General features: G+C 71.0%; 14 protein-coding genes and 1 pseudogene. 8 read left to right on the top strand and 7 right to left on the bottom strand.

Features of this window, described 5'->3' with window-relative positions:
* Nucleotides 1–463 precede the first annotated feature (463 nt).
* The 4 genes from AB0398_RS09965 to AB0398_RS09950 form a co-directional block, all read right to left on the bottom strand.
* Entirely contained in the window at nucleotides 464–1645 is a 1182-nt protein-coding gene (locus AB0398_RS09965; protein ID WP_366373450.1) for an HTTM domain-containing protein, read from the bottom strand.
* Nucleotides 1635–2192 carry a DUF5819 family protein gene (locus AB0398_RS09960; RefSeq protein ID WP_366373448.1) on the bottom strand — a complete coding sequence of 186 codons (558 nt, stop codon included), beginning with the start codon at nucleotides 2190–2192 and terminating at the stop codon, nucleotides 1635–1637. Before AB0398_RS09960 ends, AB0398_RS09965 begins: the two co-directional genes overlap by 11 nt.
* A gap of 302 nt (nucleotides 2193–2494) precedes the next feature.
* On the bottom strand, nucleotides 2495–3697 hold the full coding sequence (locus tag AB0398_RS09955) for an ice-binding family protein (RefSeq protein ID WP_366373446.1): 1203 nt from the start codon (nucleotides 3695–3697) through the stop codon (nucleotides 2495–2497).
* 439 nt (nucleotides 3698–4136) lie between these two features.
* On the bottom strand, nucleotides 4137–4991 hold the full coding sequence (locus AB0398_RS09950) for a helix-turn-helix transcriptional regulator (protein WP_366373444.1): 855 nt from the start codon (nucleotides 4989–4991) through the stop codon (nucleotides 4137–4139).
* A gap of 242 nt (nucleotides 4992–5233) precedes the next feature.
* On the opposite strand from AB0398_RS09950, the gene AB0398_RS09945 reads away from it, so the two are divergent.
* The gene (locus AB0398_RS09945; RefSeq protein ID WP_366373730.1) at nucleotides 5234–5911 is read left to right on the top strand and encodes a DUF1206 domain-containing protein; all 678 of its coding nucleotides are present in this window, start codon (nucleotides 5234–5236) and stop codon (nucleotides 5909–5911) included.
* A gap of 88 nt (nucleotides 5912–5999) precedes the next feature.
* Entirely contained in the window at nucleotides 6000–6413 is a 414-nt protein-coding gene (locus AB0398_RS09940) for a hypothetical protein (protein ID WP_366373443.1), read from the top strand.
* Nucleotides 6414–6983: 570 nt separating this feature from the next.
* Here AB0398_RS09940 and AB0398_RS09935 read toward each other — a convergent pair.
* On the bottom strand, nucleotides 6984–7637 hold the full coding sequence (locus AB0398_RS09935; protein WP_366373728.1) for a hemolysin III family protein: 654 nt from the start codon (nucleotides 7635–7637) through the stop codon (nucleotides 6984–6986).
* 496 nt (nucleotides 7638–8133) lie between these two features.
* On the opposite strand from AB0398_RS09935, the gene AB0398_RS09930 reads away from it, so the two are divergent.
* The 3 genes from AB0398_RS09930 (at nucleotide 8134) to AB0398_RS09920 (ending at nucleotide 9305) form a co-directional block, all read left to right on the top strand.
* Nucleotides 8134–8685, top strand: a complete 552-nt coding sequence (locus tag AB0398_RS09930) for a DUF5994 family protein (protein ID WP_366373441.1) — start codon at nucleotides 8134–8136, stop codon at nucleotides 8683–8685.
* Nucleotides 8686–8689: 4 nt separating this feature from the next.
* Nucleotides 8690–8899, top strand: coding sequence for a hypothetical protein (locus AB0398_RS09925; RefSeq protein WP_366373439.1), 210 nt, complete (start codon nucleotides 8690–8692; stop codon nucleotides 8897–8899).
* Between the two features lie 238 nt (nucleotides 8900–9137).
* Nucleotides 9138–9305, top strand: coding sequence for a hypothetical protein (locus AB0398_RS09920; RefSeq protein ID WP_366373437.1), 168 nt, complete (start codon nucleotides 9138–9140; stop codon nucleotides 9303–9305).
* Between the two features lie 110 nt (nucleotides 9306–9415).
* On the opposite strand, the gene AB0398_RS09915 is transcribed toward AB0398_RS09920, so the two are convergent.
* On the bottom strand, nucleotides 9416–9913 hold the full coding sequence (locus AB0398_RS09915; protein WP_366373436.1) for a DUF5994 family protein: 498 nt from the start codon (nucleotides 9911–9913) through the stop codon (nucleotides 9416–9418).
* Between the two features lie 239 nt (nucleotides 9914–10152).
* On the opposite strand from AB0398_RS09915, the gene AB0398_RS09910 reads away from it, so the two are divergent.
* The 3 genes and pseudogenes from AB0398_RS09910 to AB0398_RS09900 all read left to right on the top strand — a co-directional run.
* On the top strand, nucleotides 10153–10419 hold the full coding sequence (locus tag AB0398_RS09910) for a hypothetical protein (RefSeq protein WP_366373434.1): 267 nt from the start codon (nucleotides 10153–10155) through the stop codon (nucleotides 10417–10419).
* A 166-nt stretch (nucleotides 10420–10585) separates the two neighbouring features.
* A complete protein-coding gene (locus tag AB0398_RS09905; protein ID WP_366373433.1) occupies nucleotides 10586–11791 on the top strand; it encodes a PP2C family protein-serine/threonine phosphatase in 1206 nt (401 codons plus the stop codon).
* Nucleotides 11792–12372: 581 nt separating this feature from the next.
* A pseudogene (locus AB0398_RS09900) lies at nucleotides 12373–12506 on the top strand (IS5/IS1182 family transposase); the annotation flags it as partial.
* A 142-nt stretch (nucleotides 12507–12648) separates the two neighbouring features.
* On the opposite strand, the gene AB0398_RS09895 reads toward AB0398_RS09900, so the two are convergent.
* Nucleotides 12649–14298: a SulP family inorganic anion transporter gene (locus tag AB0398_RS09895; RefSeq protein ID WP_366373432.1), complete on the bottom strand. Its 1650-nt coding sequence runs from the start codon at nucleotides 14296–14298 to the stop codon at nucleotides 12649–12651.
* Between the last annotated feature and the right edge of the window lie 149 nt (nucleotides 14299–14447).

Below are 14447 nucleotides of genomic sequence, written 5' to 3'. Positions count from 1 at the left end.
CCCTTCCAGGCGCCTGACTTCGGGGAGGTCGAAACCTTCCTGATCGAGGAGGATGCGCAAGCGTCCGCCTCGGGTCGAACATGGATCGAGCACTCTCACGTGTGACGATCCGGAAGGGCGGCCTCGGCAGAGTGAATGCGCTGGGGCCGTTGTGACGCACACCGCCGTGAGGTCGCTCCCCTCGACCACCGCTTCGGCGATCGGGCGGGCCGTGCGTCCCAGCGAGGCCGTCACCGCGCTCCTCGTAGGCGAACCCGTCGTGGACGAGAAGGACTGCACCCGGGCTTCCCCGCGCCGTCCTCGTCCTTGCGCGCACCGTCTCCCTCACGGCGGAACCATCCCGGCGGCTCGACCGTGACGCGCTCGCACGCGGACGGGTCCCGGCGGGTCTGGACCGTCTCCCGTCCGAGGTCGAGCCGCCTGGAAGTCCGTCACAGGGCCCATCACGTGGACCGAACCGCTTCTACCCTCTGCCCGGAACTACCTGGTCCTGCGGGGCGGGCAGTTCCGGTCTTCCCTGTGCGGGTACGGATCCCGGTCTTGTGGCCCGGTCCGGTGCCGCCCGCCGCATTCCGGTGCGCTGTGCCGCGCGGCGCAACAGGCGGGGCAGGAAGGCGTAGAAGCGGTCGGGCAGGAACACGGCGTCCGCGATGATCATCGCGCCGGAGAAGAGGGGAAGGCCCATGAGTACGGCGATGCCGATGTGCATGCCGAGCAGTACGGCCAGAACGGGGTACTTGAGCCGGCCGAAGAGTACGAACGGGAAGGCGACCTGTGCGAGCACCGTGACGTAGCCGGTGATCGCGATCACCATCGGGAAATCGTCCACGAGGTGGGAGAGCGCGGGCCAGGGCTGGAACAGTTCGAGGTTCAGCGCGTAATGGAGAGCGGTGCCGCCGCCCCAGGTGGAACCCTGGACCTTGTACAGGCCTGCCGATCCGTAGAGGAAGCAGACCTGTGCGGCGATGACGAAGACGCCGCAGTTGTGCACCACCGTGGTCAAGGTGACGCGGGCACGGCGGAGTTCCCGCGCGTACAAGCCCCGCACCGGCTCCGGCACGTCGCCCGTACGAGCCGACTTGAGCCGGTCGCGACGCGCGTCCAGGGACCAGCGCCGACCGCACGCGGTCAGGACGAGGTACACGGCCATCAGCAGGACCAGGTTGTCGCCCCCGTCCGTCATGAAGATCGACCTCGCGTGGAACGAGATCACCACGACGGCGAAGAGGACGGACATGACGCGGGTCCGCCAGCCCAGCACGAACAGTACGGACGTGACGACGGCCAGGGCGTAGCAGAACTCGAAGTAGGCAGGACTGTCGGACAGGATCAGAACGCTGTTCCAGCCCGTCTGCCCGAAGAGCTGTTCCGCCAGCGCAGGCGTCCAGGGGGAGCCGGGACCCCAGATCTCGCCGCGATGCGGGAACTCGCGGAGCAGGAAGGCCAGGTAGAGCAGCCCGTAGCCGATGCGCAGCACAGCGGCGGCATACAGGGACACCGGGCGGCCGGTGAGGAGTGCCCATAGAGCGCCGGCCCGGCCGAGGAGCCGCCGATGGGCGGTTCCGGTGAGCGAAGTCCCCGGCTTCTGGGGGTGTTGTGGTGCGGCCGCCGCGGAGGAGGGCCGGGAGGTCTGCTCATTTCCCATGGGGGGTCACCTTCCACCAGGGCAGGAGCCGGTTCTCGGTGGGTGCCGGAGGGCGGTCACCGGCGGCGGTGCCGGGCGCGGCGATGGGCATCGTGACGACCCGAAGCTGAACGAAGTCGAACGTGTCTCCGCCGTGGTGGGCCGCGAAGCGGTCCACGGCGATATTGCGCAGGTACTTCTGCATCATCACCGCCCGTTCCGAGCGTGCCGTGTCGCTTCCTCCGTGCGTCTCGACATAGGAGCTCCAGGCGCGACGCAAAAGGTTCTGAGCCGTGTGGCTCGGAAATGCGTTGTGGTCGACCACGGCATTGTCCACGGCGGCCAGGTCGAACCAGGGGCTCACTCGCACCGATCCGTCGGGGGCCTTTTGCGCGGTTCTCGCCAGAACCTTCCGGTTGAAGGAATCGGGGTCCGGTGCGAAAAGTCGCCAATTCTGCTCGAAAAGGGGGTAGACCCATCCGTTGATCTGCGGGCCGTACCTCTTCGATACGGGATTGGAGGGGGCTACGTGAAGGAACACCGTGACGAGATGGACCAACGTGGTCACCACACACAGGACCACGGCCGCGCGCAGCCCTGCTCCGAGTGCGCGGACCCTCATGGGCCGTCTGCCGGGCGGGGTCGCGCTGCCGTGTTCTGGTGGCAGGGGGGCCGCCGGACCGGAACCGGACTGCTGAAGTTCCTGCACGGCCGCTGATTCGATTCCGCCCGACACCGCCCACCCTGTCCTTCGTGCATGCGCTGCTCGCGCCTGAGTCCCTGCGCCTCCCACCGGCGGCGCACGCCGGAACCGCTGAGTGTTCCGCCGTGCGCCGTCGTCCGATGGAGGGTCTTGATGCAGCCCGCTGCTCAGCCCTCGTGGACCGCGGGCTTGTCGGCGTAGCCGTAGTGCCCGTCAGCCTGCTCACCGTGGCCGCCGTGGTCCGGCTTGCCAGGCCCCTCGTGGTGCCCGTGGTCGGGCTTGCCGTGGTCGGGCTTGCCGTGGTCGGGCTTGCCGTGGTCGGGCTTGCCGTGGTCGGGCTTGCCGCCGTTCCCTCCGGTGGCGGACCCCCCGATCGTGTTGCCGGCACTGTTGCCCGACGTGTTACCACCAGTGGTGTTCCCGGCGGTGTTGCCCACGGTGTTCCCGGAGGTGTTGCCCGCCACGTTCCCCGAAGTGCCGCCGCCCACCAGGTTGATGCTGGGCCCGCCGATGAGGGTGCCGCCGATCAGCCCCAGAGTCGTACCGGTCGTCGTGCCAGTCGTCGTACCGGTCGTCGTACCAGCCGTCGTGCCAGTCGTCGTACCGGTCGTCGTACCGGCCGTCGTGCCACCGGTAGCGCACCCGCCGAGGAAGATCCTGTTGGTGTCGAGCGTCACGGCACCGTTACGGGCCAATGCCCGACCCTCGATGTTCGTTCCTGTGGTCACGCTGATCGAGGTCAGAGCCATGATGGTGCCCACGAAGGTGGAGCTGGTACCGGGGGTGGCCGAACTCCCGACCTGCCAGTACACGTTGCATGCCGAAGCGCCGTTCGTGAGGAGCACCCGGCTGTTGGAAGCCGTCGTCAGGGCTTCAGGGATCTGGAACACCCAAACGGCGTTGGGGTCTCCTCCGGCGTCCAGGATCAGGTCGCCCGTGAGTCCGACACCGGCGACAGCGGTGTGGACGCCCGGAAGCAGCGTCTGACCGGCGCCGATTCCCGCCGGAAGCGCGAAGTCCGTGGCCTGGCCGGCAGCGTTGTTGTACGCCTGCACCAGGTCGGCCTTCGCCTGAAGGGCTACGGCGTCCGCAGCGTGCACGGCGCCGAGCACCAGGCCCGGCGGGAATCCCGAGATGGCCGGGTTCGGGTGCGTTCCGAGGTCGTGACCGATGACGGAGGGCCCGGTGTTGGTGACACCCTGACCGGCCAGAACGGAAAAACCGGCGGCTGTGGCCAGAGGCACGGGTGTCGCGATGGCCAGTGCCTGTGTCGGCAATCCGGCGACCATCACAGCGGCGACCGTCACCGCGACGGCCGAGGCCAGCCAGCCGGACAGAGCGCGGCGAGCCGCTTGGGTTCTCAGCTTCATCAAGAGGCCATTTCCTGTTGGGGGGCATGGCGTCCCGGACCTACCGATCGAACGGGACACTTTCCAGTTACGGCCGCATATTACGCATGAAAATTTGCGCACCCGCTCCAGGAGGAAACTCGAAAGGAGAATGGACATAAAAAAGTTCAATATCCCACGCTCCCGACTGTGATGAAAATATGCAGCCCTACGCCTCCGACTCATCCGGAACATCGCCGGATAGGGGATTTTTGATCAGCTCACGTGAAGCGGCACCGCACAGCTGTCCATGAAACCGAACCGATGTGAACACGGAAGTACGCCGTCCGGGTCGAATCACGAGCGCCGCAGCATGGGCGTGGCGCCCGGGACGAAAGCGGCGGGGGCGCCACTGCGCCCGCGTACGGGCCGAGGGTCGGTTCCGGGGTGCCGGGACAGCCCGGCGCGTCGTGCTCTGGGCTCAGGATGCGTAGAGCTTGATGGCGTCGGTGATGAAGTGCCGGCTCTGCTCCGGGGCGAGGGCCAGCGCCCGCAGCCGGGAGTGCGTCACGCTGTACTGCTGTACGTCGGACGTCTTCTCCAGGCAGAGGTCGCTGGTGAACCTCTCCAGATACACCACCGCCTCACGGGTGTCGGAGAACTCCAGGATGGAGAACTGTCCCGTCAGCCCCGGGTGAGCGCCTGCGCTGTGGGGGAGCACCTGGACGGTGATGTGCGGTTCGGCGCTGAGCGCGTGCAGGTGCTCCAGTTGCTCGCGCATGATCTCCCGGCTGCCGACGACACGCCGCAGGGCAGATTCGTCCAGGACGACCCGCAGGTGCAACCGGCGGGCTGGGTCATAGATCCGGTGCTGACGGCGAAGTCGCACCTTCAGCCGCGCGGCAGCCTGGTCGACCGTGACGAGAGGGATCGTTTCCTCAATGACCGCGGCGGCGTAGGCGGGAGTCTGCAGCAGGCCGGGAATCACCATGAACTCATAGGCCCGGATGGAGGCGGCGGCCGCCTCCAGGTCGAGATGGACGCTGTGGGGGATGTCGCCGTAGGAGTGCCACCAGCCCTGTCGGCTCGACTCCCTGGCCAGTGCCGTCAGGTGGTCGACGAGATGCTGGTCGGTGACGCCGTAGAGCACGCAGAGATCGCGTACGTCGCGGCGGCTGACCGCACGGCGGCCCGTCTCCATGTGACTGACCTTGGCCTGGGAGATCAGCAGTTCCGCCGCGACCTGCGTGCCGGTCATGCCGCGGTCCTTGCGGAGCCGGCGCAGCTCCGCCCCCAGTCGTCGTCCTGCGACGGTGGGGTTGTTGTTCGCCGCCATGGGCGGTGTACCTCCGGCTCCAAGCCACTACGTGTCCGAGCAGATTGGCATGGAGCGCCGATTGTCGATCACGTGCCGTGCCGCCGGTGTCGTGCGTCGGGAAAAAGGATTGTGCCGATGTAACATGCCCGGCGTCGCCCGTACGCATCAGTGCACCGACGAGCATCGAGTCGGCGGTGATCAGCGCGACCGCAACGGTCAGCAGGAAGGCGAAGCCGGCCACGTGGCCGTCGCCCCGCAGGATGGTTTCGAGGGCGCTTGTAGACGTGCCCCGATGCCCCGGAGTGATTCCGGATCCCTGTGTGTGCAGGACGGTCCCCATGCGGGTGGTTACTTCCCACAGGGGACAGCCCTACCGTGGAAAGGCAGGGAACAGCTATGGGAGCGGGGTCGTGCCGGTCAGCGCCGGAGGCCCGGACCCGGCCGTCACATCGGCCGGTGTGGCATCGCGATCCGCGGACAGCGGGCGCGTCCGGGACGCCTTCGCACGCTGGCTCCGACCCGCGACGCCCATCCCGACCGACGGTACGCCGTTCGGTGGGACCCGGCACATGGAGGTGCCGGACATGGAGCGCAGTCAGAACAGTCCGGCTCAGCCCAGGTCGCGGGGGCGACGTGTGGCCGACGGTAGTACGGCGGAGGTCGCGCCCAGGGACGGGCTCTGTGCCCGGGGAGCGATCCACGTGCTGGTGGGGATTCCGGCCGTGCGGATCGACCTCGGCAGCGACAGCGGCCGGGAGGCCGACCGGTCCGGTGCGGTGGGGATCCTCGGCGAGCAGCCGTTCGGCCGGGCCCTGCTGTGGCGGTGGCGGTGGCGGTGCAACGACTGTGTGAGGCGGCGTTCGGGCAGACGATGGAGGGCGGGGAGAAGTACTCCCGGCGTCCGGGTTCTTCGGGGATGGCGGTGTTCCACGCCGTGATCTGTGTCGGCGTGGTGCAGACGGCGCTGGTCGGTGGTTCCTCCGGGGCCGCCCCGGTGACGAGACGTCGAAGGAGTACACCGATGGGGTGCTGGACCGGCCGGGCGGCCGAGTGATCGTCGGTGCGTTCGGGATCGTCCTGATCATCGTGGGCGTGGTGATCCTGATGCGCAGCCTGATACGAAAGTTCGAGGAGAATCTCCGGGCGGATGAGATGAGCCCGGCGGGGCGTCGCGATACCGGGCATCGTCGGCGGCGCGGCGTGCGGCGTGGTTGCGGCCGGCCTGTCCGTCCTGCCGGCCGCCGTGCGGTACGACCCCGGCCGGGCCAAGGGCCTGGACGATACCCTGCGCTCGTTCGCCGCGGCCCCGCCGGGCCCGCCTTGCTGATCGCCGCCGCTGCGGGACTCCTGCTGTTCGGCCTGTGCTCGTTCTGCGAAGCCCGCCGGCGCAAGGCCGCCGAGTACGGGACTCCGGCGGTACATACGACCGGGGCTGAATGACGACCGTGCCCCGTCCGTGCCCTTCGGAACGGTGAACAGCGGTCGACACGGGTATCGACAGACCACCGAAAGGAGCCCCAGGAAGGGGCGTTTCTGCAGTTCAGATGCCTTATGATCGGCGCCGGCCACGGTGATTCCCAAGCTTATAGCGCGGGTTCGATTCCCGTCATCCGCTCTTGTGTGAAGCCCCGGGCCAGCGGCCAGGGGCTTCTTCGCTGCCCGAGTCCGTCCAGGAGCCGCGCACCACGCGTGCGCCACACGCTCTCCGTGGCGTCCGTCCTGCGGACTTCTCGCGGACCGCCCGCGTCGCCCCGTCAAGGCGGGCCATCGCTCCCCCACCCCTCGCGATCCGGGCCCCGGCCAGGACTCCTTGAGCCCGCGCGCCCTCGCGAGGTCCGCCCTCGACCGCCAGTGCCGTAGAGGCTGATCCGCGCCCTGCGCGGGCCTCTCCGACGTGCTGGCGGGTCTTCCCCGGCCGCGGCGGTCCGTGCGCTCGGTCGTCACCCTCGTACGCCGACGGGGCGCTTCGGCACCGGGGCCCATGAATGAAATCAGGCTACCGACGGAGCGTCATGACCGGTGGACGGCGAGGAAGACGGCTGTGCAGTGGGCGGCGAAGGCCGCCACGGTCAACGCGTGGAAGACCTCGTGGAAGCCGAACCAGCGGGGCGAGGGGTCGGGGCGCCGGAGGGCGTAGACGACCGCGCCCGCGCTGTAGAGGAGGCCGCCGGTCACGATCAGGGAGGCCACGGCCACCCCGCCGCCCCGCAGGAAGTCGGGCAGGTACCCCACGGGTGCCCAACCCAGGGCCAGGTAGCAGGGGGTGTACAGCCAACGGGGAGCCCCGACCCACAGGACACGGAAGGCGATGCCGGCCATCGCGCCCGTCCACACGGTCCACAACAGGACAGACCACTGGTCGGGAGAGAGCAGGAGGACGGCGAGCGGGGTGCACGTGCCGGCGATGACCAGGAAGATGTTGGCGTGGTCGAGGCGACGCAGAACGGCCTCGCCGGGCGGCCCCCAGGTGCCGAGGTGGTAGACGGCACTGGTCCCGAACAACAGCCAGGCCGTGGCGGAGTACACGGTGCAGGCCAGCACGGCCCGCGGCTCCCCCGCACGGCAGATGAGGACGATGCCCGCCACCAGCGACACGGGGACCATGCCGGCGTGGAGCCGGCCGCGCAGCCTCGGCTTGACCTGTTCCGCAAGCTCGGCGGCCAGTTCGGCCGGACCGGCGGCGGGACGGGCGTCCTCGGCGGCACCGCCGTGACGCGGTCCGGGGGCGGGACCGGCCGGCCCGTGCCCCACGACCGCCGGCGCGGAAGGGCCACCGCCGGCTTCGGCGTCGCCTCGGGACACCGCCTCCTCCGGTCCCGAACCGGTCTGTCGGGGATCGCGGGCAACCATGTGCACATCGTAGGAACCCGCCCGGAGGAGATCCCGGAACCCCGCCCCGTGGCACTCCGCGTGACGAGCTCCGGCCCTGCGGGCGGCTCCCCGCCGTCGAAGGGCGTCGGACCGGCCTGCCGGGTCGGGGCGGACGCCCGGGAACCGTCCGGCGAAAACCCTTTCGCCGGGAACCGCTCGTCCGGGCGCGGGGCGCAGTAGGCTGGGATTACCGGAAGTAACCCGTACATCCGCCGCCACGCGGACGTCGTTTCCGGCGATCAAGACACTGGGCCGCTCCGCGGAGCGGCCCGGGAATGGGTCCGCGATCATGACCACCATCGCTCCGCCCCTCCCGACACGTCTGACCCTGACGCCGGGGACCACCCCCGCCGGCTTGTTGGACGGCGCCTGGTGGCCCCGCTCACGCGATCTCGCCGTCGGGCTTCCGTCACTGGTCGACGCACTGGAGAGCCGCTTCGGGCGCATCACGCGCGTCACGGTGAACCCCGCCCGCTGGCCCGTCGTCCCTCACAAGGTCCCCGCCACCGGGCACACCGTGCACGTGGGCTGGTTCACCGAACAGGATCCCGACAAGATGATCCTGCTCTCCTACGCCGTCGGCCGCTGCGACCTGCTGGTGATCCCGCCCGGGACCAAACCCGCCGCGGCAGCCCGGCTCATGGCCGCCGCCGCCGTCCCCGGCGGCATCCTCACCGCCGGCGCACTGCTGTCCGGCGAAGCCGCGGCCGACCGCGGCGCACGGGACGCCCGAAGCCGCGAGGACTCCTGGGAGACCGATGGCGGGGCCGCCCCGCCGGCCCTCCGGCACCCGGTCGTCGGGGCACGGATGATCTCCCTGCCGGGGAACGTGCGGAGGTGACGACGTGGAGATCCTGATCACGCTCGCGGCGGGAGCCGCCCTGATCGTGCTCGGCCTGTTCCTGATCCACCGGCTCAACGCCCAGCACGACGCGCGCATCGCGGCCCACCGCTTCGGCGACCCCTTCCCCGCCGTCGCCCGGCCACCGGGTCACAGCACCCGCAGTTCGTCGGGACAGGCACCCGGCCGCGGACGCACGGGCATCCGGTCCTGACCCTCGAACCGCTCCTCCGGCCGGAGGCCGCGGGCGGTGCATCCGGCACCCGGGACGACCCGCCCGGCGGCCCGCTCCACCTTTCGTCACCAACCCACCCGAAGGCATACAATGGAACCAAGATCGAGCACTCTCACGTGCGACGGTCCGGAAGGGCGGCCCTGGCGGAGTGAATGCGCCGGGGCCGTTGTGACGACCGCCGCCGTGAGGTTCCCGCATCCGCGAACCGAGGCACACCATGGTCCTCATCTTTCTCCTGCTGATCGCCGCGATCGCGCTGATCGTCATCGGCGCGACCGTCGACGGCATGCTGTACCTGGCGTCCATCGGCACGCTCCTCCTCGTCGTGGGCGTCCTCTCCCTCGCCGTGAGGTCGGTACTGCGCCACCGACGCCCGGCGCACTGAGGTCCTTTCCCCGCCGCCGGCCCTCCCGGACCCCTCCAACCGTCACCGGGCCGCGTGACGGCAGGCGGAGCGGCGGGAGCACAGGGCCCGGTTTCGTTTCGCGGTCCGGGTCATGACGGTCCCTCGGGCCCGGTCGTCGGGGAGGGCAGGACGGCGACGAGGATCTCGGCGGCCCGCGTCACGTTGTCGGCACGGACCGCACGGGCCATGGCCGTGCGCGCGGCCTCGGGCTCGGTGTCCGGCGGCACCACCATCAGCGCGAAGTGGTCCTCGTCGCCGCGGGTGATGAGGACGGTGTCGTCGCCGACGGGGAAGGAGTCGACGTGGACGACCCGGCCGTCGACGGTCAGACGGGTCGGGATGCCGTTCCAGGCGGAGGCGTCGACACCGACCCGGCTGAGCGGACCGAGGTGCTCGGTCAGGGCGGTGACCAGGGGCGGGAACTCCCGTTCGACGTCGCGCGTGCGCGGCCACCACGCGCCGTCGAGGAGGCCCTGCCGGGACCGCGTCGTCTCCAGGCGGAGCAGGACGGTGCCCGGCCGGACGGCGTGATGGATCTCGTCGGGCAGGAGGAGCGGGGAGGTGGGGGAAGTGCCTGCGTCGGTCATGACCGGTCCGCCTGTCTGCAGGGAGCGGCTGCCGCACGGGGCGCGGCCACAGCGGGTGCCGGGCCGGCGGGCGGTGCGGGGCCTCGCTCCTTCACCGTACTCCGCGGGTTCCGCGCGTGCGCCGCTCCGTCGACGCACGAGGCCGGCGTCACCGGACGTACGGTGGACGTACCGGGAAGCGCGCCGGGCCCGCTCCGGGCGCCCGCGAACGCGTCCCGGGTGAAAGGACGGTGCCCGCCGTGGAGCACAACGACCCCGAAGCCCTGCCGCCACCCGGACACGCCGAGGTGCGCGTCGTCGCCGCCACCCCGGAAGCCGCCCGCGCGGTGGCGGAGGTCCTCCGCCGCTGCTTCGCCGGCGGCGAGCAGCGCAGCTACCCCGTCCCGGGCGGGGGCTCCCGCCTCCACCTCACCGTCGACACCGCCCGCACCGCCGGCCCGGCCCGGTCCTGGCTGACCACCAGCAGGCCCCCGAGCGGCACCGGAGCCCACTCCGAGGAACCCTGACCGGGTCCCCCGACGGCAGGACGGCACGGCGTCCCCGGCCCTAGCAGGGCACGCGTGGCGGCCCCGGCCGCCGTGCAGCATCCTGGAAGCCGCACCACGGTGCCGCCGGAACCGCACACCGGCGCCGGCCCCGGTCGTCGCCCCGCCGCCCGCCTGGAGGCCCCGGATGACCGTCGGACGGTACGAGCACGGGGGCTCCGACCGCTCGGAAGGCTTCGGGGAGACGCTGTTGGGCGGGCTCCTGGACCCCGCGCACGAGCTGCCGCCCGACCGGGTCGGGCCCGTCGTCGCCGACCTGCTGGTCCGGCTCGGATGCCGGGAGGTGCGGATCCTCCTCCAGGACTACGGGCAGCGGAAGCTGGTCCCCCTTCCCGGGGAAGGACTGGCGGGCGGCGAGCCGCTGCCGGTCGACCACTCGGAGGCCGGCCGGTGCTTCCTCACCTCACGCCCGGTCGAGACCGCGTCGGCCGAGGGGGTGCGCGTCCACGTACCGCTGCTGGCCGGCGGTGACCAGGCCGGGGTCCTGGCCGTCACCCTGGACACGGTCGACGACGACGACCGCCGCATCCTGCGCAGGATCGCGGGCCTGGTCGCCGACCTGCTGCAGACCAAGAACGGCTACACCGACCTCTTCTTCCGGACCCGCCGCGGCGAACCGATGAGCGTCGCCGCGGAGATCCAGTGGTCGCTCCTGCCGCCCCTGGCCATGTCGATGCCCCGTGTCGCGGTCGCCGGGGCCCTGGAACCCGCCTACGACGTGGCCGGCGACAGCTTCGACTACGCCCTGAACGGCGATGCCTTCCACCTCGCCATGATCGACGCGATGGGCCACGGCCTGGACGCGGCGACCATGGCGACCGTGGCCATCGGCGCGTACCGGCACGCCCGCCGGATCAGCGTCGAGCTGTCCGAGATCTACCTGTTCATGGACCGGGCCGTGGCCGAGCAGTTCGCCCCCGACCACTTCGTCACCGCGCAGATGATGCGGCTGGACACGGACACCGGCCGCCTCCGGTGGGTCAACGCCGGGCATCCCGCCCCCATGCTGATCCGCGGGCACCGCGTCGTACGCCGCCTGAACAGCCCCACGACCCTCCCCGTGGGCTTCGGAGGGGACCAGCCGCAGATCGGCGAAGTGACGCTCGAACCCGGCGACCGCGTCCTCTGCTTCACCGACGGCCTGGTCGAGGAGCACGAGAGCGGACGGGAACAGTTCGGCGAGGACCGGTTGATCGACTGCGTCCACCGACTGGACCGGGCCGACCGGAGCGTCCGTGCCGTGGCGCGCGACCTGTCCCACACGCTCGTACGCGCCCGTGACGGGGCCACCACCGACGACGCGACGCTCGTCCTCGTCGAGTGGCGCGGGTGACGGAAACCCCTCGCGTCCGGCGGTGCGGCCGCGAGGGGAGACCCGGTCGTACGCCCTCGCCGGGCCCCTGCGCGGAGTGCGTCAGAGGTACCGGGAACACCTCGTACGTCCCCCTCACGCGGGCGGCTTCTCCGGCGGTCGACACGCCGGGCCCCTCACGGAAGCCCGGGACCAGGAGGACGCTTGGGAGACGGAGGGAGGGGCCGGTCCACGCCCACGCCCACACCCACGCCCACGCCCCCGTCCTGTCGCCGGAGCGCGCATGATCGCGCTTCCGCGCAAGAGGCGGAGATGACGACCACGGCCCCTCGCCCGGCCCGGTCCCCTGTCGGGAGGCTGTCCGGTCGCCGCGTCCCGTTCGCCTCCGGCACCGTGCCCCGGCCGTGCCCTTCAAGGCGGTGAACAGCGGTCAACAGGGGTGCTCGGGGAGTGTTCGAAAGGCCGTCTCGGAGCACGTTCTCGCAGCTCGAGCCAGGGTTGGCCAAATCGAGTGACGGTGATTCCCAAGCTTATAGCGCGGGTTCGATTCCCGTCATCCGCTCTTGAACGAAGCCCCAGGCCAGCGGCCTGGGGCTTCGCCGTTGTGTAGGGGTTTGATCACGGCGTCCGAGCTGTCCTGGACAGCCCCGTTCACCGGTCTGGGCCCCGCTCCTTCGGCAAGTCGGTAACCGCGCCGCGTCGCGAGGGTGCTGACTCCGCGGGCCAGGGCCGGCCGTGATCGCTGTCGCGCGGACAGCCGTTATCCCGGATCACGCCGTCCCTTCAGCGCGGCCTTCGCCCCGGGCGGGGCCGTGTCGCCCCCGGTCCACGGCTGGATCGTGGACGGCGCGGCGAGCGCCACGATGCTGGCCTTCCCTTCAGTTCTTCTCGCCGGTCGCCGCCGAGACGGCGTCGTCCACGGTGCGGTGGAGGCCGCGCGGTCCGACGCGGTCCGCCAGGGCGTGCCTGGCCAGGTCCGGTTCGGCACGGGCCCGTACGTGAGCCAGGTGCAGGGTGATGTCCTTCCTGGTCAGTTCTTCTCCCAGTTCGTCGAGTGTGTCGAGGACCGGGATGCCGAGCCGATAGCTGCCGGTCAGGTCGAGGACGACGGCTCGCGGTGGCGGGGAAGCGTTCGTGACCAGGTCACGGATGGCGAGGCGGACGCGGTTGACGTTGCCGAAGAACAGGCTGCCGTCGGGCCGCACGGCGAGCACGCCGGGGGTGGTGGCCGCGTCCGGGTGCTGTGCGGTGTCGGCGTACAGACGGGTGCCGGGCAGGCGCCCGAGGACGGCGACGTCGCGGCGGCCGGCGGCGGCGATGAAGAGAACGAGGGAGAGCGCCACGGCCAGCAGCAGTCCGGGAAGCAGGTCGAAGAGGAGGACGCCGATCAGGGCGGTGAGCGCCACCCACAGGCTCTGCCGGTCCAGTGCCGCGTAACGGCGCAGTTCGTCCGTCCGCATGAAGCCGCGTACGGCCACGATCACGATGGCGCCCAGGACCGGCTCGGGCAGGTCGGTGAAGAGCGGGGTGAGGAAGGCCCCGGTCAGCAGGATCAGGCCGGCGGCGATCAGGGACACCATCGGGGTGCGACCGCCCGCGCCGGTCGCCGCGGCGCTGCGCGAGGCGCTGCCCGAGACGACGAAACCCCGGACCAGGCCGACGGCGATGTTGCTGAGGCCGACCGCGGCCATCTCCCGGTCGGCGTCGACCTCCTGGCCGTGTTCACGCGCGAAGCGGTTGGCGATGCTGAAAGCCTCGGCGAAGACCACCAGGGCGACGCCGAGCGCACCCGCCGACAGGGCGATCCAGTCCTCGGCCGCGATGCCCGGCAGGTGCGGTACGGGGACGGCCGGGGGAATCTCGCCGACGAGGTCCACGCCGTGGTCCTTCAGGCCCAGCGGGGCGGAGAGAAGCAGCGCGAGGGCGAGCACGATCAGCGCGGCGGGCAGGCGGGGCGCGAACCGTTCCAGCAGGAGCAGCAGCGCCAGCGCGCAGGCTCCGACGGCGAGCGTGGCGAGCGACCAGTCGGGGATCCTGCCCAGGATGGTCCACAGACGTTCGAAGAAGTCGCCGTCCCCGCTGGAGACGCCGACGAGCTTGGCGCCCTGCCGGACGACGATGGTCAGGGCCATCCCGAACAGGAAGCCCACCAGAGCGGGCTCGGCGAGGAAGTTGGTGACGAACCCCAGGCGGGCGACGCCGGCGATCAGCAGCACCACCCCGACGACGACCGCGAGAGCGGCCGAAAGGCCGACGGCGTCCTTCGGATCCCCGCTGATGCCGGACACGGCCGCCGCCGACAGGACCGCCGCCGCCGATGTCGCTCCGACGATCAGGAAGTTGGACCGGCCGAACAACGCGTACACCAGCAGGGCCACGGGGGCGGCGTAGAAGGCGTTCTGCGGGGGCAGCCCGGCGATCTGCGCGTACGCGACGCTCTCGGGGACGATCAGCGCCCACGCCGTGAGCGCCCCCAGCACGTCGCCCCGCAGCAGGCCCTTGCGGTAGCTACCCAGCCAGTCGGCCACCGGCCGGTTCCGGTGTTCCTGTCCGGCCCTCACGCGGACGGCCCCGGAGAATCCCTCGTGATTCCCATGGCCGGCTCCTTCGCTGCGCCCGGTTCTGTGCCCGCGGGGGCAGGGCTGCGGATGCGTCCCGCGAAGTAGCGTGACATTTT

Origin of the sequence: Streptomyces sp. NPDC086147 (assembly GCF_040702165.1) — a bacterium.
Lineage (GTDB): Bacteria > Actinomycetota > Actinomycetes > Streptomycetales > Streptomycetaceae > Streptomyces.
This window is presented reverse-complemented; position numbering and strand designations above follow the sequence as displayed.